This window comes from Actinomadura mexicana (assembly GCF_900188105.1).
Taxonomy (GTDB): Bacteria; Actinomycetota; Actinomycetes; order Streptosporangiales; family Streptosporangiaceae; genus Spirillospora; species Spirillospora mexicana.
Genome location: NZ_FZNP01000002.1, coordinates 878,897 through 899,176 on the forward strand (window position 1 = coordinate 878,897; position 20,280 = coordinate 899,176).

Annotated in this window: 19 protein-coding genes and 1 pseudogene; 9 read left to right on the plus strand and 11 right to left on the minus strand. The window is 67.7% G+C overall.

The window, feature by feature from the left end; genetic code table 11:
• Window positions 1–103: 103 nt before the first annotated feature.
• The gene (locus CHC11_RS08470; protein ID WP_089310992.1) at window positions 104–1,699 is read left to right on the plus strand and encodes a carboxylesterase/lipase family protein; all 1,596 of its coding nucleotides are present in this window, start codon (window positions 104–106) and stop codon (window positions 1,697–1,699) included.
• 196 nt (window positions 1,700–1,895) lie between these two features.
• Here the strand turns inward: CHC11_RS08470 and CHC11_RS42505 are convergent.
• Window positions 1,896–2,079, minus strand: a pseudogene (locus CHC11_RS42505) (transposase); the annotation flags it as partial.
• Between the two features lie 7 nt (window positions 2,080–2,086).
• Window positions 2,087–3,430 carry a pentapeptide repeat-containing protein gene (locus CHC11_RS08480; protein WP_089310993.1) on the minus strand — a complete coding sequence of 448 codons (1,344 nt, stop codon included), beginning with the start codon at window positions 3,428–3,430 and terminating at the stop codon, window positions 2,087–2,089.
• 537 nt (window positions 3,431–3,967) lie between these two features.
• On the opposite strand from CHC11_RS08480, the gene CHC11_RS08485 reads away from it, so the two are divergent.
• Window positions 3,968–4,813, plus strand: a complete 846-nt coding sequence (locus tag CHC11_RS08485) for an AraC family transcriptional regulator (protein ID WP_179278741.1) — start codon at window positions 3,968–3,970, stop codon at window positions 4,811–4,813.
• Here CHC11_RS08485 and CHC11_RS08490 read toward each other — a convergent pair.
• Window positions 4,700–5,896: an MFS transporter gene (locus CHC11_RS08490; RefSeq protein WP_089311114.1), complete on the minus strand. Its 1,197-nt coding sequence runs from the start codon at window positions 5,894–5,896 to the stop codon at window positions 4,700–4,702. The genes CHC11_RS08485 and CHC11_RS08490 overlap by 114 nt on opposite strands.
• A gap of 553 nt (window positions 5,897–6,449) precedes the next feature.
• Here CHC11_RS08490 and CHC11_RS08495 point away from each other — a divergent pair.
• Both CHC11_RS08495 and CHC11_RS08500 read left to right on the plus strand, forming a co-directional pair.
• Window positions 6,450–6,737 (plus strand): hypothetical protein, encoded by a 288-nt coding sequence (locus CHC11_RS08495; RefSeq protein ID WP_089310995.1) that lies wholly within the window; start codon window positions 6,450–6,452, stop codon window positions 6,735–6,737.
• 1,284 nt (window positions 6,738–8,021) lie between these two features.
• On the plus strand, window positions 8,022–8,567 hold the full coding sequence (locus CHC11_RS08500; protein ID WP_089311115.1) for a hypothetical protein: 546 nt from the start codon (window positions 8,022–8,024) through the stop codon (window positions 8,565–8,567).
• Here CHC11_RS08500 and CHC11_RS08505 read toward each other — a convergent pair.
• On the minus strand, window positions 8,485–10,179 hold the full coding sequence (locus tag CHC11_RS08505) for an asparagine synthase-related protein (protein WP_089310996.1): 1,695 nt from the start codon (window positions 10,177–10,179) through the stop codon (window positions 8,485–8,487). The genes CHC11_RS08500 and CHC11_RS08505 overlap by 83 nt on opposite strands.
• Before the next feature lie 59 nt (window positions 10,180–10,238).
• Window positions 10,239–10,391: a hypothetical protein gene (locus CHC11_RS41175; RefSeq protein ID WP_179278742.1), complete on the minus strand. Its 153-nt coding sequence runs from the start codon at window positions 10,389–10,391 to the stop codon at window positions 10,239–10,241.
• A 197-nt stretch (window positions 10,392–10,588) separates the two neighbouring features.
• Between CHC11_RS41175 and CHC11_RS08510 the strand changes: the two genes are divergently transcribed.
• The 3 genes from CHC11_RS08510 to CHC11_RS08515 are packed head-to-tail and all read left to right on the plus strand — an operon-like array spanning window position 10,589 to window position 12,789.
• Entirely contained in the window at window positions 10,589–11,893 is a 1,305-nt protein-coding gene (locus CHC11_RS08510) for a helix-turn-helix domain-containing protein (protein ID WP_089310997.1), read from the plus strand.
• Window positions 11,894–11,948: 55 nt separating this feature from the next.
• Entirely contained in the window at window positions 11,949–12,116 is a 168-nt protein-coding gene (locus tag CHC11_RS41180) for a hypothetical protein (RefSeq protein ID WP_179278743.1), read from the plus strand.
• Complete coding sequence (locus CHC11_RS08515; RefSeq protein ID WP_089310998.1) at window positions 12,109–12,789, plus strand: RibD family protein; 681 nt, start codon at window positions 12,109–12,111, stop codon at window positions 12,787–12,789. Before CHC11_RS41180 ends, CHC11_RS08515 begins: the two co-directional genes overlap by 8 nt.
• Window positions 12,790–12,964: 175 nt before the next feature.
• Here the strand turns inward: CHC11_RS08515 and CHC11_RS08520 are convergent, their stop codons facing one another.
• Both CHC11_RS08520 and CHC11_RS08525 read right to left on the minus strand, forming a co-directional pair.
• Entirely contained in the window at window positions 12,965–13,150 is a 186-nt protein-coding gene (locus tag CHC11_RS08520) for a DUF397 domain-containing protein (protein ID WP_089310999.1), read from the minus strand.
• Window positions 13,141–13,950, minus strand: a complete 810-nt coding sequence (locus CHC11_RS08525; RefSeq protein WP_089311000.1) for a helix-turn-helix domain-containing protein — start codon at window positions 13,948–13,950, stop codon at window positions 13,141–13,143. The genes CHC11_RS08520 and CHC11_RS08525 overlap by 10 nt, the downstream gene beginning before the upstream one ends.
• A gap of 239 nt (window positions 13,951–14,189) precedes the next feature.
• On the opposite strand from CHC11_RS08525, the gene CHC11_RS08530 reads away from it, so the two are divergent.
• Window positions 14,190–14,486 (plus strand): ATP-binding protein, encoded by a 297-nt coding sequence (locus CHC11_RS08530; protein ID WP_089311001.1) that lies wholly within the window; start codon window positions 14,190–14,192, stop codon window positions 14,484–14,486.
• A 44-nt stretch (window positions 14,487–14,530) separates the two neighbouring features.
• Here CHC11_RS08530 and CHC11_RS08535 read toward each other — a convergent pair whose 3' ends face one another.
• The 3 genes from CHC11_RS08535 to CHC11_RS08540 all read right to left on the minus strand — a co-directional run bounded on the left by CHC11_RS08535 (window position 14,531) and on the right by CHC11_RS08540 (window position 17,921).
• Window positions 14,531–15,703: a DUF3387 domain-containing protein gene (locus CHC11_RS08535; RefSeq protein ID WP_218825970.1), complete on the minus strand. Its 1,173-nt coding sequence runs from the start codon at window positions 15,701–15,703 to the stop codon at window positions 14,531–14,533.
• Between the two features lie 693 nt (window positions 15,704–16,396).
• Window positions 16,397–16,696, minus strand: coding sequence for a hypothetical protein (locus tag CHC11_RS40140; RefSeq protein ID WP_143226971.1), 300 nt, complete (start codon window positions 16,694–16,696; stop codon window positions 16,397–16,399).
• A gap of 154 nt (window positions 16,697–16,850) precedes the next feature.
• Complete coding sequence (locus tag CHC11_RS08540; protein ID WP_143226972.1) at window positions 16,851–17,921, minus strand: nucleotidyltransferase family protein; 1,071 nt, start codon at window positions 17,919–17,921, stop codon at window positions 16,851–16,853.
• 366 nt (window positions 17,922–18,287) lie between these two features.
• Here CHC11_RS08540 and CHC11_RS08545 point away from each other — a divergent pair, with 366 nt between their 5' ends.
• Window positions 18,288–18,920 carry a DUF6368 family protein gene (locus tag CHC11_RS08545; protein ID WP_089311004.1) on the plus strand — a complete coding sequence of 211 codons (633 nt, stop codon included), beginning with the start codon at window positions 18,288–18,290 and terminating at the stop codon, window positions 18,918–18,920.
• A 63-nt stretch (window positions 18,921–18,983) separates the two neighbouring features.
• On the opposite strand, the gene CHC11_RS08550 is transcribed toward CHC11_RS08545, so the two are convergent.
• On the minus strand, window positions 18,984–20,102 hold the full coding sequence (locus CHC11_RS08550) for an IS630 family transposase (protein ID WP_218825971.1): 1,119 nt from the start codon (window positions 20,100–20,102) through the stop codon (window positions 18,984–18,986).
• Window positions 20,103–20,280 lie beyond the last annotated feature (178 nt).

A 20,280-nucleotide genomic window follows, 5' to 3' on the forward strand; every position in this document is an offset into this window, starting at 1 on the left:
AGGCGATCGCCTTAGGCAAACGCCTTAGGCAACCGCCTTGCGCATATGCCCAAATGCTGGCTACGCTTCCGAGCATCGAAGATCACCTTGTTCCGGGAGTGTCATGAGCACCATCAAGATCCGCCTCACGGCCTTCGCCGCAGCCACCGCCGCCGCGACGCTCGCCGCCACGGCGCTCACGGCCGGCCTCGCCTACGCGCGGCCTGGCGCCGCCCCCGACCCCGGCCGGGTCATGACCGCCGAGGGCCCGGTCCAAGGCATCGTCACCGGGGCCGTGCGCACGTTCCAGGGCCTTCCCTACGCCGCTCCCCCGACCGGAGAACGCCGCTGGAAGGAACCGCAGCCGGTGCGCCACTGGTCGTCCCCGCTGGACGCTCGCAACCCGAAGAGCGCCTGCACCCAACCGACTGACCAGCCCATCGCGATCGAAGGCGGCGGCAGCGAGGACTGCCTCTACCTGAACGTCACGACTCCGGCCGGGCGCACGACGGGACGGCTGCCGGTCATCGTCTGGATCCACGGCGGCAGCTTCACCTACGGCGACGGCGCCACCTACCGCGCGGCCAAGCTGGCCGCCGCCCAGCAGGGCGCGATGGTCGTGACGATCAACTACCGGCTCGGCGCGTTCGGCTTCCTCAGCGCACCCGGCCTGCGCGCACCGGCCAACCTCGGACTCCTCGACCAGCAGGCCGCGCTGAAATGGGTCAGGCGCAACGCCGGCGCCTTCGGCGGCGACCCCGGCAACGTCACGATCATGGGGCAGTCGGGCGGAGGCTATGGCGTCTGCGCCCACCTGGCCTCGCCCGGAGCGCGCGGTCTCTTCGGCAAGGCGATCGTGCAGAGCGCGGGTTGCGTCGGACCGGACGGCTCGTTCACCCGAGCGCAGGCGGAGGCCAACGGCCTCGCCGTCGCCAGGGCCGCGGGCTGCGACGACGCGCGTACCGTCGACTCCTGCCTGCGGGGCAAGTCCACCGCCGAGCTCATCGAGGCGTCCGCCTCCGGGCATGACGGCTACCGGCCGGTGGTGGACGGCAAGGTTCTGCCCGAGGCCCCGGCACGGGCGATCGCCGCCGGGCGGATCGCCCGGGTGCCGGTGCTGCACGGCTCCGCGCACGACGAGATGAGCGGGCTGGCCGGGCTCGACGAGACCATGACCGGGAAGCCGCTGACCGCCGAGCAGTACGCCAAGAAGATCACCGAGCGGTTCGGGATGGACGCGCCGGCGGTCCTCGCCGAGTACCCGGCCGAGAACTACCCGGCACCCGGCGCCGCGCTGTCGGCGGTGCTGACCGACTCGGAATGGTCGACCGCGGCGTTCGACACCCAGCGCGCGCTGGCCCGCCACGTCCCCGTCTACGCCTACGACTTCGCCGAGGCGAAGGCCCCGTACTTCAGGAACGTCCCGCGGCCGGCGAGTTTCTCGCTCGGCACCGGCCACATGATCGACCTGGCCTACCTGTTCGACAACGATCTGTTCGAGCCGCTCGACGTCCCGCAGGCCGAACTGTCGGACACGGTGGTCTCCTACTGGAGCCGGTTCGCGCACACCGGACGGGTGAACGGGACCGGCAGCCCCGTGTGGAAGCCGTTCACGACCCGCGACCCGTACGTGCAGCGGCTCGCGTCCGGTCACATCGGACGCACCGACTTCGCGGCCGACCACCACTACGCCTTCTGGAAGTCACTCGCCACCTCGTAGGCCCCTTCCCCGGCAGGCCCGGTGGAACAGACCCACGAAATCCGCGGCCGCGTCAGCCGGGACGCACCAGACCGTCGCGCTCGGCGCTGCTCGGTCCGCCGCGGCGCCGCTTCAGAGCCGTGACCACATCAGAGAACCAGAACGCCCTCGCCGAAGCGGTCGCCTACGGCGAGGGCGTTGGTCACGGCGGAGGGCCGTGGGTGCGGCACCGCTGTCAGCCCGCGCCAAGCAGCGCCGATCGCCTCGGCCAGGCCGGCGTTGGCGCCGGAGACGACCAGTTGGACGCTGGTCAGGCCGCGTTCGACCAGCCCACACAGGAATGCCGGCCGACCGGCGCCGTCTTCGGCCGAGGTGACCTCGATGCCGAGGATCTCGCGGAACTGTCAATCAGCGGTCGAAGTCGAAGAAGGGGTCACCCTGCGGAACGGCTCGTGGTTGCGGGAGGGGTTCCTGTCGTGCGGATGGAAATGGCGGCTCTTCGCGTACTCGAAAGGTGTCCTGGTCGATGGGGTCTGATACCCGGCGGACGGCCTCGGCCAACTCGGCGTTCGGCCATCTCGTCGTGGAGTCCCAGGTGCACTGCGCGAATTTCAAGAGTACGTAGCTCGGGTCAATCGATCCGGAAACGTAGTGGAGGCGGGCGCCGGTGAAATCCGTCCCGGTGAGGTCGGCGCCGGTGAAGACGGCTCCCACCAGGTGGGCGCCGGTGAACTTGGTCCGCACGAGCCTGGCGCCATTGAAGCATGAGGCGCCGACCTCGGGGGCGCCGCCGAGGTAGGCGCCGGTCAGGTCGGCATCGGTCAGGTCGGCGCCGATGAAATCGCCGACGATGCCGAAGTCGGCATGGCGTAGATCCGCGCCGATGAGTTTGGCGCCGGTGAACCGGGCTCCCGCGGTCGGGATCGGTTCGGCCGAGGAGAGATCGGCATGGCGCAGATCGGCTCCGCTGAGGTCGGCGCCGGTGAGGTCGGTGCCCTCGGGGAACCGGACGCCCCGCAGGTCGGCCCCCTGCATGTCCTTGCCGACGAGCCGGGCGATGGTCTCGGCGCTGCTGTCATCGATCAGTTCCGCCAGGTTCTCCGGTAAGCCGGACGGCCGACTGGCCCCTGTCCGCTCGCCGGTGATGGCGTCTTCGGGGACGACCCTTCCGTGCAGCGCGTACAGGTGGAAACCGTCGCGGTAGCGTAATGCCGGACCTGTGCGACAGTGCAGCACCAAGGGGTCTTCCCCGGGCCTTGGCGCGGTGGCGAGACGGATCTGGGCGGGACGCTCGCACACCAGGCAGATCCTCTCGAAGGGCCACCAGCCGCCGCAGGACTCGATGAGTTCTTTCCACAGCGCCAGCCGGTGATGCCAGACCTCCCGGCGTCGTTTACGGGACAACCATCCGCCCCTCTTGCCCCGACGACCGCTGAGCAGGGTCAGCAGGAACTCACCCGGTTCCGGCACACCGTGGGCGGCCGCGATCGCCTGGGGCTCCGGCGTGCCGAACTCACTCCAGTTCCAATCGGGATCCCCCCGGGGTGAGTCGATCCACACCAGCTGAGGCTGCGGCGCGCCGACCAGTTCGTACAACCCGCGGATCGCCGCCTCGGCGGCAGGCCGGTCGGCCGGCTCAGTGGCTTGCCGTCCCGCCCAATCAGGCAGGCGAGCGGCCAGTCGTGTGATTTCCAGTCCGGCGATGTCCGGGCTGAGATAGATCTCGGTGTTGAACGGGCGAGGTAACGCCATACTCGGTCCTTATCACGGGACGCGTCACGCATCCAGGTCCCGACCCAATGCGGCCTTCAGCCAGTCCGGCACTCCTTGCGGCACCGCGGTGGCTGTGGCCGTCCCCGCCGACCGCAGCCGAGATCATCCGACGCCGCCAACGTGATCTCATTCGCGACCCGCCCCTACCGGCGCGGCCAACACGCAGGGTGACCAAGCCCGTGGCGGCCAGCCCCGCATCGTTCGGCAAGAACAGTCCGCCGACATCCCGTGCACACCCGGCCAGGAAAAACGGACATCTGGAATGCGACAGGGACTTCGCTCAAGATCGCAAGCTTGGACGAAGTCCCTGGTCAGAGGAGCGGAGGTTCGGGGACCTGGACCCCGGATGGGCTTGCACCCAAACCGCATTAGCGCTCCTGGAGACGCCATCCGGGACGCGCGGGAATAGGCCGCCGTCATTTATCTGCTTCAGCTCACGTGGCGAACATCCTGGATATCTCACGGGCAGACGACGTCGGCACCTCCTCCCCGGAACCGGCGTGGGAGATGTCGGGCATGGACCATGTCCAGCTGCCGGCGGGCGCGGTGCTCACCGAACCGCCGGTCCCGCTGTGGGCGCTGGTGCTGGAGGGCGAACTCACGCTTGAGGCGGCGTTCGAGGCGCGGTCGCTCGCCGAGGGGGACGCCGTCCTCATCGACGCCCGCACCGCTCACCGGCTCACCGCGTCGGAGCGGCACGAGGAGTCCGCCTTGGTCGTAGCGGACCTGCGCATGGCCGTCCCGGTCCGTCGGCTGCCCAGCCCGCTGGTGGTCCGCGGCTTCGGCACCCGGCACGGCGGCGTCATGGCGCTCGTCACGCAGTGCCCGCTCGAACGTGCGTGCCGATCGACCCTGTTCGCCGCCAGCTACGGCAACCTGATCGGCGCGGCGATGACCACCTCTTGGCAGGAGGACGAGGGCGGCGACGCCGGACCTCCCGACGAGGCCGTCACCGCGGTGGTGGCCGCCGTGACCGCCCGCCCGGCCGAGCCGTGGACCGTCGAGGGGATGGCCCGCCTGGTCCACCTGTCGCGTTCCGCCCTGGGCGAGCGGTTCCGCCGCGCACTCGGCCGCGGACCCGCGGAGGTGCTCCGGGAGATCCGGATGCGGGAGGCGCGCCGGCTGCTCGCGGACCCCTCGCGTCCGGTGGAGTACATCGCGTCCGCCGTCGGGTACGGCTCCACCGCCGCCTTCAGCCGGGCGTTCTCGTCCCACCACGGCGTCGCGCCGCAGGCCTGGCGGGAACCGTCACCCGCGCGGGACGCGCAGCGCGGCGAAAAGCAGCCCGGCCGCCGCGGCGAACCCCGTGCCGAGCAGGAAGGCCGCCTGCACGCCGCGGGCGTCCAGGAGCGCGCCTCCTGACGCAGACCCCAGCGTGATCGCCACCTGGAACGCGGTGACCTGCAACGACAGGGCCGACTCGGCGCGTTCGGGCTCGACGCGGGTCACCCACAGCTGGGTGGCGACCGGGACCATGTTGAAGGCCAGGCCCCACACGACGACCCCCGCGGCCAGCACCGGCAGGGATGGCGCGGTCGCGGTGACCAGCAGGCCGCCGGCCAGCAGAAGCGGGGCCGCGGCGACCACAGCGCGCAGCCGTCCCGCGAACCGCCCGGCGCCGAGGTTGCCCGCCAACCCGCCCACGCCCCAGGCCAGCAGCAGCCATACCGTGGCGCCCGCGTCGATGTCCTCGATCGCGACCCGGATGTAGGGGTAGGCGGCGAAGTTGCCGAACGCGACCAGGACCACGCCCAGCACCCCGGCCATCAGCCACCGGTTGGCGAGCGCCGCCCGCAGCATCGCCATTCCGGCGGCCGGGTGCGGGGGGACCGGCGGCAACGTCAGGGCCACGGCCAGGGCAGCGGCGATGCCGAGGGCCGCCGCGACGCCGAACACCAACCGCCAGCCGACCGCGTCGCCGAGCAGGGACGCCAACGGGACGCCGCCGATCGTCGCGAGGGTGACGCCCAGCGCGATGGACGTTGAGACCACGCTGTCGCGTCCCGGCACGGCGCGGGTTCCGGCGCCGAACGCGAACGACCAGTACCCGGCGATGGCGACGCCGAGGACGAGCCGGCCGAGGAGTAGGACGGCGAAACCGGGGGCGACCGCCACCGCCAGGTTCGAGACGGCCGCCGCGACCAGCAACCCGATCAGGACCGTGCGCCGGTCGGTCCGCGGCAGCAGCACCGCGATGCTGGGGGCGGTGATCGCGCCCGCGACCGCGGTCGCCGCGACCGCCAGTCCGGCGGTGCCCTCGCTGACCCCGAGGTCGCCGGCCATCGCGGGCAGCACGCTCGCCGGCAGGAACTCGCTGGCGACGAGCACCGCGATCCCGGCGGCGAGCGCGACGATCGGTGACCAGTTCGTCGAGCCGCCGGACCGTGCCGGGGCCTCGGGCTGCGGAGTGCCGGTGGACGGCAGCGAGGGCTGAGGCGTTGACATGCCTTCCAGCATCGCCTCCTCCGCGCCGCCGCAGTTGATCGCGTGACGCGCACAGTTGACCGTCTGACCGGTCTGCGACCGGCCAGGCTCTCGGTGGAGTCGGGGTCCCCGCGGGGGTGGATGACGATGGTGCGGTCGTGCCCCGCGGTTGCTAAGGACCGCATTTCGCGAGGTGCAAGAGCTCGAACGGTCACGCCGCATGTGTGTGGGAGGTCGTTGCGACCAAGAGAGCGGAGCTGCTAAAGGCACGCGACCAGTACCCACGGAACGTGTGTAGTCACATCCAGAAGATCAACAACTTGACGCACGTGGCCGGCGCGAGCACCTCGAAATGAACGCCGCGGCCATCGTCTTCTCGGTTTCCTCGACCAACTCGATGTCTTCGGATCTTTTGGCGCGACGTCGGGCGGAGCAAGCGAGATGGTGGCGGCAGCAACGATCGACAAGGCGGCAAAGAATCTGGTAGCCGTCACGGATCGCCGCATCATCATGGCAAGGACCGGCGGCTTTCCCTAAGCAAGGCCAGATCGATCAGGGTATCCCGATTGACCAAGTGCGATACGTCCGAGCGGTCACACAGGACGGAAGCGGGCGCTCGGCGGTCCACATCATCACGCCCGATGAGAACATCCCGTTGATCTTCCAGGCTGAGGTCGAGAACACTCAAGTGGACGCACTCGCCGCCGTGCTCGCCGAGCCAATGACGATCCCCGACGCGGAACGCGACGAGCTTCAACAGCGCCGCTACTCCGCCCTCGAGGCTGGCGAGCAGGGCGAGAGCACCGGAACGAGATCTATCGAACCGATTGACTCCGAGGCCGCGACCGGCGACGCCGAATAGGGCTCGAGCCGGAGAAGCGGGTTGATGATACGGCCGCCCGTCGGCAGATCCGCGCGGGGACGCTGGTCGCCGAGGGGTCTGGTAATTGTTGGCCTACTGATGTCACCAGCCGCAGCGCATACCTCTACCCCGGGCGTGAGGTCGGGCACACTGATGCTTCCACCCTCTGTTACACGGACGCCTTGACCAGTGGCCGCTCCATGCCCGGACGACCGGCTGCCCACCACCACCGCCGTGAGCGCGACGGCTTGCCGCTGACCGCGCATCCCTCCACGAGCCGCGCTCGGAGGTGTATCGAGCGGAGATCCTTGATGGGCGTCAGTCCATCCCGGGTCTGCGCGCGCCAGAAGTCCCAGCTGTTGTAGCTCTGCCTGCGCGTCACAGCGGCCGCCGCCGTGGACGGCGAGTTGTCAATCCTGCCACGACTCCGACACGGAGCCGCGACGCTCGCCCTGCTCGGCAACGCCAACATGGAAGTGATCAGCGAGACGCTCGGCCACGCGCGCCATGCGTTCACCGCCGACACCTACACCTCGGTACTTCCAGAGGTGTCCCGGGCAGCGGCAGAGGCTGTAGCCGCGGTCGTCCCTCGCCGACCGCGGTCGAGACCATCCAACGCCATCAACGTGATCTCATTCGCGCGCCACCGCAACCGGCACGGCCAACACGCAGGATAACCAAGCCCGGCGGGGCTACCTTGGTCAACGCTCGGGGCCGAAAGCACTCCGCCGACCTCCCGTCCACACCAGGCCAGGAAAAACGGACATCTGGAACGCGACAGGGACTTCGCTCAAGATCGCAATCTTGGACGAAGTCCCTGGTCAAAGGAGCGGAGGATCGGGGATTTGAACCCCGGATGGGCTTGCACCCAAACCGCATTAGCAGTTCCATTTTTGGCGTGTTATGGGGTAATTCACGGTCCTTGTAAGTCCACACTTCCGCAGGTCAGTGGCTTGCATAGTTCCGCCTCATCTCCCGTGATCCATTACAGTTCGTGCACACCCTGTGCGCACCAACCGCCCGAAGCGCAGGTACAGGCCGTGCATACGCAGAGTGATCGAAAGGCTGTGCGCCACATTGGAACCCTCGTAGGGACGATGAGGCCATGCGGGGGTCCGTGAGTCAACTTGCGGACCCTTCCCGGTTGCTGCCGCGTAGGGGCGATGAGGACCCTGTTAAAGCTGCATGACTGTCGAGGAAAGAGGGCGCCGCTCAAGCCGGAATCCCGCGGGTCCAAGAGCGCCACAGCATAAGGTGATGGCTCTGCGCGGGAGGAGTGGGTTGATGCTGTTGATGCTTCCGGCGGATTCCGCGCGGCACCGGGACGGGGTTCGCGCGATGGTGACCGCGAGAGTTGCCTGGCTGCGCAGGCGTGGGCTGAGCGCGCCGGAAGGGATCGCGGAGACGCTGGCCGGTCAGGTGGGTGAGCCGGAGTGGCCGGTGTGGGCGCTGGAGGCCGATGGGACGGTGGTGGGATGCACCACCGTGCTGAGTGAATGTCCGGCTTGGGCGTTCACCCAGCACGAGCGGCAGCAGCCGTCGGTGTTCCTCGCGTCGACCTGGACCCTTCCGTCAGCGAACCGGTTTGGGCATTCGATCGCACGATGGGCGTTGGACCACGCGGCCCGGACGGGCCGGTTGCACGTGCGGCGCGGTGCGTTCCATACCGCGCTGGCCGACTACTACTGCCGGGTGCAGGGGTGGACGTTGCTGCGGGAGGTGGAGCGGCGAGGCCGCACCGGCTACATCATGTCCCGGCCCGCTGAGCGGCAGCCGGATCTGCCGGTGCGGACCGCGACCGCGCCGACCGCGACCGCTGCCGGGGGCTGAGCGACCGCAGGCCCGCCTCCAGGATCAGCGGCCGGTACACCTCGTAGGTGCGCTGACCGGTGGCGGCGAAGCACCTGCAGGCGCGGCGCAGCTCGGCCTCGTCCAGGTACCCATCGGCGACGAGTCGCGACCCGTCGTCGAGTAGTGATTCGAGCAGAGTCACGCCGTGGCGGCGCATCGCCAGGTCCAGGATGTGCTGGAAGTTCTCCGGGAGCGGTGGATGAACGACCTCTGGGGGGAAGCCGAGACGTGTGAGTCGCTCGCGGAACAGCCGCTTCTTCGCGCGCCAGTACGCGGGCAGGCTCTCGGTAAGACGGACGATCTGCGGGGCGGCAAGGGGGTTGATCGGCCACAGTCCGCGCCGCATGTAGTGGGGGTACAGGGCGGCGTAGGCGTCCAGGATGGACCACAAGGTGGGGCCGACCGGTGCGGCGTTCTCGTAGCGGGCCTCCAGCAGACGGCGGCCCTGGTTGCCGAGGTAGACAGGCTCGTTGTGGTCGCCGATGCGAAGCGGCGGCTCTGGTCGGCGCCCACCGGTACGAGTGATCTCGTTGGTGCGGAGCTTCATCACTTCGTCGCCGCCCAGGCCGGTGAAAACGACACGGGCGCCAGCGGCGACGTAGCGGTCCAGGAGCAGATTGCGGGCTTCGGCGTACGGGCCTTCTTGGGGGTGGAACCGGTGCCCGCATGCGCGCGGGCCGTCGGGTGCGAAGGGCAGATGGTCGACCATCTGCAGTTGGTGGTCGCCGGCAAACCCGGCGCGTCGCAGCTGGGCGCGACGGCGGCTCTGTTGCTGGCCATAGGGGCCGGTGAGGAGCATCGCGCCGGTGGTGACACGGCCGGGGTGGAGCTGAGCGAGGGTGAGCGCGACGTTGGTGGAGTCCATGCCGCCTGACAGGTCGGCGACGGTGGTGTCGGGGGTGAACTCCCACTGCTCGATCACGTGGGCGAGCAGGTCCTCGAACGCGGCGACGGGATTGGCGTCCTGGTGCAGGCGGCGTGGCAGCGCGTGCAAGCCGGGCCCGGGGTAGTCGATGCGCAGGCGCCCGATGCCGCCGAGCCGGCGAGTGAAGGTGGCGGTGGCGCGTTCAGTGACGGTCTGCACGTCGGCGAGCAGGGTGTGGCACGAATAGATGGGGGTGTAGGTCAGGAACCGCACCACCTCGACAGGGTTGAGACGGTCGGTGGTGGCGTCGAGGAGATCCAGCAGGTCCCAGGAGCCGTGGAGCGCCCCGTCCGGGCTGGTGGTGAGGTGAACCGGTGCCAGGCCCCAGGCGCTGGCAGTCATCCGGACCGCTGCGGGATCGAGGTCGATCAGGACGAAGCCCAGGGGCCAGGCGGTCGCCTGAGCGCGCAGTCGCGCATAGGCGCTGTCGTTGGGAGCGCAGTGGACCCGGCTGACCTGGGCGGTTCCGCGTCGCCGTTCGCGGTTGATGATGAAGCCGCGGCCGCCGGGCCCGAGGACCAGTTGATGTTCGAGCGCCGGGTGGGTAAACGGCTCGATCCAGCCCAGGCCTTGACCGGACTCGGAGTCATGTCGCCAACTCCCGTCGGCTGGGTGCCAGCGCAGCGCGGCTGGGTCGAGGGGGCGGTGGAGGCTGAGGCGAAACATGGACGGTGCCCTCCTACTGTGGCGCGGGGACGGGCCGCAGAGCCCGTCCCCGCGGTCGATCAGATCTCGTCGTACTTGTTGGGCTGGTCGGAGTCACCGTCCTTCTTGGTGTACTCCTTGGCCTGCACGGTGGTGAGGGTCTCGGGATCGGTGAACAACCCCGCGAGCGTGTCGGGGGCCGCGGCCCCCGGGGTGGGTGACGTGGTTGCCATGGCGTTGCTCCTTTCTCGGTGGGGATGACCGGTGAGGCCAGGCGCCTCGCTGCAATGGCACCTCGCCGAGTCGCGGAACGGTGGATCGTGTGCAGGGCGGGCACGCGTTTGCAGAATCTGCACGCGGCTCTGGGCAACTTCCCGTTGAGCTCGTAGCGTGTAGGGGTCTGAACTCTCTGTGCTCCCCGGGAGCGGCGATGCAGACGGACCCGTTCTGGCGGTCGGCTGTGGTGACGGCGCTGGTCGATGCCGGGGAACTGGGGCAGGTGATCCGGCTGGCGCGCCAACATCGCGGGTGGCGCCAGGCCGACCTCGGCAGAGCCACCAGCTACTCGCCGGCCACCATCTCCCGCTTGGAGCAAGGACGCAGCGCCGGGCTCGACGTGATGAAGGCCAAGAAGGTCGCGGGCGTCTTAGGGATGCCCGCTCAGACTCTGGCCGCGTTACTGGGGGTCGTCGGCCCGCCTGGGGCTACGGTGGTCACCAGAGTGGCTCCCGTGGTCCAGGAGGATCCGATGCGCCGTCGCAACTTGCTCGCCGCGGGGCTGGCCGCTGTCCCGGTGGCGGCCCTGACACGGCTGGATGACGCCCTTGCGCTCACACCGCCGCCAGCGGCCCCGGCGACACGCACGCAGGTCGCTGGACAACTTCGTCGGGCGTGGCAGCTGTTTGACGACGGACGCCTGACCCAACTGGTGGACGGTCTGCCCGCGCTCCTGGCCAACGCCCATCAGACCGCCGCCGAGGGCGCTGACGAGCCGGCAACGTGGATGCTGGTCGCCGCGGTCTACGACATGGCGGCCGAGGCGCTCAACAAGGTCGGCGCCACCCCGCAGTCGCGGCTCACCGCAGACAGGGCAATGACGTACGCCGCTCGGTCGGAAGACCCGGTCGCACAAGCTGCCGCTGCGCGCTCGTTGGGGATCGTGCTGCGCCATGAGGGTCGCCAAGCGGTGGCGCAGCGCCTCACCATGCAAGCCGTCGCCAGGCTGGATCGTGCCGGGCTCGCAACCCCGGCCCAGACCGCGGCCTACGTCCAGACGTTGTGCACGACCGCCTACAACGCTGCGCTGGCCGACGACCGAGACGGTGCTCTGGAGATGGTCACCGAGGCCAGACGGGCCGCACGCGGACTGCCCGACCGGATGCCGGCGCGCCCGACCACTGCGCACCGATTCAAGATCACCCTGCCGCAGCTCGCGCTCTACGAGGTCGGTGTGCGTTGGGGGCTCGGTGACGCAGGTGCGGCGCTGGACGCTGGCAAGCACCTTCGGCCGGAACAGTTCGCCACCCCCGAGCGGCGAGCTCGGCTCCACACCGACATGGCCCGGGCCTATGTCCAGCGCGGCCGACCCGAACCCGCAATCGCCCGCCTCCTGGAGGCCTACGAACAGGCCCCCAGCGAAGTGCGCGACCGCCCCTCCATCCGGCGCCTGGCCGGTGGACTCGTCGAGCGGCATCGGCGGGTGCCAGGAGCGCGAGAACTCGCCGCAATCCTCTGATCATCTGCGAGCAACACCCCGGCGTCTGGATGGGGCGCGAGCCCTCGTAGGTGTGATGAGGCGGCCCGGCTTCTACCACCAAGCGGCCCGCGACCATCGCCTCCGCGCCTCCCTGGACGAGGAGCGGTTCACCGCCCTCAACGCTTGCGCCGACCCCGGTGAAGACTTCGTACGTATCGTCGAGCAACTGATCAGCAACGACTCTGGAGCAGCTAATGACTGAACGTCCCTACGTGCTCTTGTCCTGCGCGGCCTCGATCGACGGCTACATCGACGACACCACTGAAGAGCGGCTTCTGCTGTCCAACGATGAGGACTTCGACCGAGTCGACGAAGTCCGGGCCGGCTGCGACGCCATCCTCGTCGGTGCCAACACCATCCGCCGAGACAACCCCCGCCTGCTCGTCCGGTCAGAGGAACGCCGCAAAGCCCGCGTCGCCCGCGGCCTGCCCGAGAGCCCGATCAAGGTCACCTTCACTGCCCGCGGTGACCTCGACCCCGGCGCCAAGTTCTTCGCCGCCGGCGGCGTCGAGAAGATCGTGTACTGCTCCAGCAGCGCGGTGGACAGTTGCTGTGAGCGCCTCGGCGACGTCGCCACCGTCGTGGACGCCGGTGACCCGGTCGACCTCGACACCATGCTTGCCGACCTTGCCGGCCGAGGGGTTCAGCGGTTGATGGTCGAAGGCGGCGGTACCGTCCACACCCAGTTCCTCACCGCCGGACTGGCCGACGAGCTCCAGCTCGTGATCGCCCCATTCTTCGTCGGAGATTCCGCTGCCCCGCGCTTCGTCGGAACGGGACAGTTCCCGCACCACCCCGGCAACCGGATGACGCTCGAAGACGTCCGTCCCATCGGCGACGTCATCCTCGCCCGCTACCTCCTCACACGCTCCTGACTGCGTGGTTGGGCTTGTCAGCGGGCGCGTCCGATTGGCCGGAGTTGCCTCGGCGGTAGGTGCCGGGCGCAGACTGTAGCCGAGGGAGTGGTGCGGCGGGCTGGCGGGTCGGGGGCGGGACCACTCACAGCCACTCGGCCGATCGGGGGCCGCCAGCGTAGCTGGTGCCGGGCGGTCAGTGCGTAGTGGACTGGACGGCCGAGCGCAGGGCCGCGGGGGTCAGCAGGAGGACGGGGCCGTCCGGGTCCTTGCTGTCCCGCACCGCCACCACCGCACCGGCAACGTCCGCCAGTTCGACGCAGTTGCCGCCGTTGGAGCCGCTGTAGCTGCTCCTGCGCCACTTGGCGTCTGTCAGGTCCATTTTTCTTGGATGACCTTTCGGATCAGTTCGCAGGACATTTCTTGCGTGAGTGCCCGGGAACGGAGGTCAATCAGGGTACGCGCAAGGATGGAAAGCTCTGCGGGGTTGTCCGTCGTGATGCCACGGACGGCAGTCTCGATGTATGCGACCTCGCTGCGATCCTCCATCGCTGCGACCACGAAGGCACCCATGTTGCCGTCATGCTCGCCACTTCCCAAGACTACTTGAACCGTGACATTCGGCAACGAGCTGATGTTGATCAGCTGCTCCAGTTGTTCTCTCATCGTCTCCGGGGTGCCTACGAGTCGGGTGAGCACCTGCTCGTCGATGAGCAGCAGTAGAGCGGGGGGAGCCTTGCCGTCGTCCCTGGTAAGGATGGCCTGACGCTGGATCCGAGCGTCGGCGGCCTCCTTGTTGTCACGCAAGATCGCCAGTGCATAGGCCGGAGTCTGGGCGAGCCCAGGAATTACCGAGTGCTCGTAGCAAACGAGGATCGCCGCATCTGCTTCGATCTGGGGCCAGTCGAACCAGATCGGGACCGGGTGGCCGTCCTTGTTCAGGTCCTCCCACAGGTTAATGAGCGAGCCGCTGGCCTCCAGGTGGTCGTCGACGATCTCGACGAAGGTGCGGGTTGCCCTCCTCTTCCCGTTCTCGATCCGGCTGATCTGTGCACCGCTCATCGTTGTCAGTTGCGCGATGGTCTCCTGCTTGACCCCCTTGGCCTCCCGCATCCGGCGCATCTGACCGCCAAAGGCGACGAGGGCGGGTGATTCGCGAGGACGCTGACGCCGTGGGGGCATGGCTCTTACCTCTCGACGGAAGGTGCCAACGACGATCACGTACTTCCCAAGAACTACCAAGTGTTCTTGGTAGGCACATCGTAGCCCTGAAAGTGGCTCAATGTGTGCTGTATGCCACACAGGGTGAGGAGAGGTTATGGTGCAGGCGGCGACGCAGAACGAGATGGTGGTGAAGCAGGACCTCAAGGTCGTCGCGGAGGTGCGGCGCTTTTGTACGGCTGGTCACCGGTCAGTGGGGCATGGACGACTTCGTGCCCTGCCTGGTGGCCAGCGAGCTGGTCACCAACGCCCTCCAGCACGCGACGTCCGCGACGAACGGCGACGTGGTCTTGCGGTTGAGCCGGACCGAGGACGACGCGCTGTGGATGGAGGTCCAGGACGCCGCCTGCGGCCTGCCGCACATGCTGGCGGCCGACGCGACCAGCGAGACGGGTCGGGGCCTGTTCATCGTCGACCAGTACGCCCGCTGCTGGGGCATCCGAGCCCTGGCCGATAACGTCGGCAAGATCGTCTTTGCGGTCATCGACCGCTCATAACGTCCTCAGCGCGGCGCAGTTCGGTGCGGATTTCCGTTCCCTGGTCAGCGGTCGGCGGCGGGGGACCACTCGTCGGCGAAGGTTTCGAGTTGTTCGATGACCTTCTGGATGGCGTCGGGCTGCTCTTCGGGTGGGTAGCCGTGCCGCGCCAGGAGGCGCTTGATGATGGAGCGGAGCTTGGCCTGGACGTCGTCTCGGGCGGTCCAGTCGGTGGACAGGTTGCGGCGGACGGCCTTGACGAGGTCGCGTGCGATGGCGGCGAGCTGGTCGTCGCCCACCAGCTCGCGGACGGTGTCCTTGGCGGCGACCGCGTCGTAGAAGGCGAGCTCGTCGTTGCTGAGGGCCGGGTTGAACTGCTGGCCTCGGTTGGCGTCGGCGGCGACCTCCTTGGCCATCGCGACGAGTTCGGCGATGATCTCAGCGGCTGTGAGGTTCTGATTGGTGTACTTGCGCATCAGGTCCAGCAGGCGGTCGGAGAAGCTCTGCCGACGCACGATGTTGTGCTTGGTGACCTTGCGCATCTCCTGCTGGACGAGTCGGCGCAATGCCTCGATCGCGATGGCGGGATGCTTCGCGGCCTGCATCTTCTTGATGTAGGTCTCGTCCAGGTGGGACAGGTCCGGCTGGTCCAGGCCGGCTTCCTTGAACAGGTCGATGACGTCTCCGGCCTCGATCGCGCTCGCGGTGAGCTGCTTGAGGTACAGCTCGACCTCTGCGGGGACGGGACGGCCTTCGGCCTGGCGGCGGGCGGCGTCGAGCTTGACGACCACCACGCGCACGTCCCGGAAGAACGCGATGTCGTCGCGGACGTCGTTCAGGTCGCCGCTGGTCGCGCACAGGGCGTAGAGGCGCGCGAGGCGCGAGGCGCAGCGCAGGAACTTCTCCTTGAGCGTCTCCTTGTCGGGATCGGACGCGTCAGGCCGGTTGAGCGGGTGCTGCGGGTTCCAGATGTGGTCGGCGGTTCCCGTGACAGCGTCGCGGTACGCGGTGGGCGTCCCGGTTTGCAGGATCTGGCGCCAGGGGTGGTCTCTGAGCAGTTCACCGATGCCGTCGAGGAGGTCGCGGACCTTGGTGATCGCCTTGTCGAGATCACGGCCCATCGGCTTGGTGTGCTGGTCGTCGGTGGTGTACTCGGCCAGAGCTGCTATCAGGTTGTCGTGGAGCGGCGCGTAGCCGACCATGAGGCCGTCCTGCTTGTTGCGGAACGCGCTGTCCAAACTCGATCCGCGAACGACAAATATGACGGTACCTGCAGGAACCGTTCGAGTGCCGCTTTTTGCGCCAAGCGATGTGACGTTCCTGTCGGACTCGAATATCCACGGCAATTTTAGACTTCGTGCCGATATCCATGGGATGTCGCCGTCCCAATATGACGGTTCCGAGGTCTTCGGTGTTCCTCCGGACAGCCACTTGGCGACGTCCTTCGTTGGCCGCCGACTCCACCGCGACGCGGATGCCATGCTCCTGTAGCTGGCTAGTGCGAGGTCCAGAGCGCATTCAGCGATGCGGTCGTTGACGGAGATCTTGTCATCGAGGGCCCCAAGTAGCCTTGCGATGGCCTCCTGTTCGCGCAGGCCGGGGAGTTCTCCGACGTCCAGTCTTCTGATGTCTCCCACATTGAGGTGAGGAACAGTTGACCCCTCCGCCTGTGAGATCATCAGGTTCTGAATATCTGGCGATAGGAGCTTGTAGTGCAGATATCTGGAATGGGCTATGGATGAATTTGGGCGAAGCAAAACGGTCCTTTGTCCAAGGCAGACACGACTACGGCCAGGCTCGCCGCCATGACGATCGCCGTCTGCGCCCACGTCCAACCGGCTGTTGCGGAGGTCCCTGGCATGTCGGCTCCCAATCGCTGCCACCACAGCGGACTTGATCGTTACCCCGCGGCACCTCCACGCCGACCGAAATCACGAAGCCAAACCGTGAGGTGCATCTTCCAAGATCCATTTGCCTCCTCGGTGCCCTCCGCTCATGCGCCAGTAGTTCTCGAGGAACAGATGTCGCTGCACGATCCAGATCAAATCGAGCAAGCCCTTGTCGCTGGTCCATCGGCGGCTCTCGGAATCGAGGGGATACCACAGACACAGTGATCCGTCCGGATTCCGGTGGGGCGAACTCGCACCGGTCTTGGCCCAGACTCGAGGGTGGTCCTCGGGCGGCTGACCGTAGGTGGTGTAAGGCGGATCAGCGAAGAACTCGATGCTCACCGCGACCGGCGCCGTGTCGCCAACGACCGCCAGACCGTTAAGGCGATAGGTAAGTGAGCGATGGCCGTAATGGTGCCGCAGAAAGTTCCTGAATCGGCGACGAGCATCACGTTCGAGTGGCGCCCACCAGGCGACCTCGAGCCCGTACCAGCCGTCATTGCGCCGCCCACGCTCTGGTGGGTGTAGGCGTTCCGGTACGACTGAGTGGGATGGCGGCCTTGTACCGTCCGGCCTCCTCTTCCATCTGCTCGGCGAGAGCACTGTCGGGAACGACATCGGGGAGTAGGCGGTGAAGGACATGTTGCGCAGAGGCTTGGCGTCCCGCCTGCTCATGTTCTCGTGCCTCCTTTACCTCGTCGCGCGCCACGGACAGACGGTGGGCAGCATCGGCCTGATCGATGTTGAGCCGGATCGGCTCTTCAGCGACCCCCGCCGGGTCTTCCGTCAGGTGATCGGCGATCTCAGTGGCCGCATGGACGAAGAACGTCTCCAGCGCATCGACAAGCGTCATCGGCCGGTCGAGACATCCGAGTGCGAGTGCTTTGATGTTCCACGAGCACATGGGGTCGCTGTGGCGATCACGCCAGTGCTTCAGGAGACGAACCGTGCGGGCGAAGACCTTGTCGGTGTCCTCGATGGCTTGGAGGATCATGCGCGTGTGGGCCTCGGGATCCACATGCTCCCACTTGTCGGCCGAGTCCAAGTCAGGGATGTAAATTCCGCGTCCACTCGGGTGATCGATCGCCACGATGACATCTGCGGTGAGGTTCTCTCCGCCTTCGGCGACCGGTTTGCCGAAGCGGACGAGAACTGAGCGGTGCCTGCCCTTCACGATCACGACCAGTTCCGGGAACTCCTCTTCCGGGAGGTGCTTCTTGATCGTGTCGCGAGCCCGCTCCATGAGCATTTCGGGGCCCAGGCCCTCCGGGCCGTACTCAGGAGCACCAGCGACCACGATCCCGAGATCTACATCCTTCAGCGGAGTGTTGGCATCACCGTGCGCAACGCTTCCTGTGTAGTAGATGCGCGAGTTAGGAAACTCCGCTCTCAGCGCCTCCACGACCAGAGAACGCCAGTGCCGGGCTTGGACCAACTCGTCAGGGTCGACCTCCAACGCCTTGCGTCCATCATCCAGAAGGCCCTCAAGCAACACCCTCACCTCCAACGGCAGCAGGTATTGGGATCCATGGAAGCAGGCAGCACTAGATCTAGTGGTCTCCGACACGCCGATCGAGCGTATCTTCGAGTCCCGAACGCGGTCCCACCACGTGCCGGTGCAGAACGGTGAGGAGGTGAGCAACGCGAAGAGCAAGCAGGCTTTACATATCTCGAGCGAGCGTCTAAAGCGACCGAGTCATGGCCGTCGGGCTCGACCCCCGCCGCAGGCCGGTCGGTTCACGAGCCTGCGACATGCCGTGGGCGACCGAACGACGCCTCCGCACCCAGAGCGGGAGCGCAGGGCCACCGAGGAGATTTCTAGTGCTCTGACCGCATAGGTTCGCCGGGTTGGCGGCGACGGTGCTCGGCCCGGCTGGATTCGGTGTGGGAACAATCTGAGTGGTGGCGGAGTCGATCAAACTAGGCTCCCAGCATGTCTGGTCCGACGTTGGTGATCGAGTTGGCGGAGCCGCTCTCCCCGGCTGCGCTGCGGGAGTTCCGCCTGTTGATGGTGGGGCTCTCCTCCCACTTCACCGAAAAGCGGCCCGGTTTCTTCGACGTCAACGTGCCCGCAGAGCGACTGGGCGTCGAGGACAGGCGAGAGAGGGACTGGCGAAAGCCGTTCCCGCTTCCACTCCTAGGCAACACCTCCGCGCACGAGGAGTTGACGGCCCTGGTGGGATTCAATCCGCAGCGCGAGGACTGGCGTCGGCCCTTCCTGGTCTACTTGATGGGGCCGGATGTCGGCGATGAGAGCCTCTTCGAGGCTGAGCACGCGGACGAGCCCGAGGCGGAGGCCATTCTCGGCTTCAGAGCGACCCATGCCGTCAATGTCAGCGCCTGCTGCAATCGCGAGATCGACCACGTGACCACGGCCCTGCTGACCGCCGCTGTCATGGACGTCATCGGAGGCGTGGCCAAAGCCGAACTGCTGGACGGACAGGCGTCGGTCGTCGCTGGCCTTCCGGGGGTGCTGGGGATCGCGGACGACGACTGGATGGCGCTGGGAACGGCAAAGTTCCTGCGGGCTTGGGCCGGGCACCCCGCCTTCCGGCTGGTCAAGTAGCCCAGACAGGTCCGCGGCGGCGGAGGTGATGCTGTGACCTGGAACGTTCGCCAGATTGCCTGATCATGCGGCGAGAGCCGGTCGGCCGCCCCAGCGGATGCCTTTCTCACCGCGGATGCGGGCTCGTTCCTTGCGTTCGGCGGCCAGGACGTCGTGGTGGCGGGCGTTGGCGTTGCGCCAGCGGAGGTAAGCGTGCAGGGCCCGGGTCTGCACGGTGTGGTTGGGATGGTTCGGTTTGGCGATGGTGAACTGCCGCAGCGGTCCGAAGTGCGCTTCGATGGGGTTCGCCCACGAGGCGTAGGTCGGGGTGAAGCACAGCTCGACCTTGTGTTTCTTCGCCCAGCGGCGGATGTCGGCGCCCTTATGGGCGGACAGGTTGTCCAGGATCACGTAGATCGGTGCGCCGTCGGGTCGGGCGGCGCGGATCGATTTCAGAGCGGCCAGCGTGTTCACGGCTCCCTTCTTGCGCCGGTTCACGCCCCATAGGCGGTCGTCGCCCACCGAGTAGCAGCCGTGGAAGTACCGGACTCCGTGGGTGCGGTGGTAGGTGGCCGGCAGCCGGTCGGGACGCCGTTGTTCGGCCCAGCCCGAGCCCGCGGTGGGCCGGATCCCGAGCGGGCCGAACTCGTCGAAGGCGAAAACCCGGTCCGGGAAGCGGTCCAGGACGTGCTCGATACGGTCCAGCTTCGTCTCCCGTTTGGGGTCCGGGGACTCCTTCCAGGTCTTGGTGCGCTGGAAGGTGACGCCGCGGCGGGCGAGCAGGCGCCGTAACGCCTCACGGCCGATGCGGATCACCCGGCCATGCACTTTGCGCAGGTAGGCGACGAGCTTGCGCAGCGACCAGCGGGTGAATGGCTGGCCGAGCTTGACCGGGCGGGTGGTGGCCGTCTGGATGACGAAGTCCTCGTCGTCATCGCTGAGTTGGCGGGGACGACCTCCCGCCCACCGAGGGTCCAGGCAGGCCAGGCCCTTCTCATTGAACGCGTGGATCACATCTCGGACGGTGTCCTCGTCTGCCTGCACCAGCTGGGCGATCACCGGCACTCGGTTTCCGCCCGCCGAGGCCAGCAGCATCATCGCCCGCCGGTAGCGAACCGAACTGGTGCTGCCCCGGCGAACGATCTGCTGCAACTTCTGCCCCTCCTGGTCGGTCAGTCTGCGCACACGGACGGGCTCGGCCACCGCGCCTCCAGCGGTCGGATCGGATGTCACCGCACATCCAACCGCTGCAACCGCCGACCCGGCGAACGTATGTGGTCAGCGCACTAGTACTACATGCCTAGATCTCGGTGGGCGATCCAACGTTTCCTCTACATGATCACGCTGGGTGGTGTAACGGTGTCTGTATGTTTGACCCCCG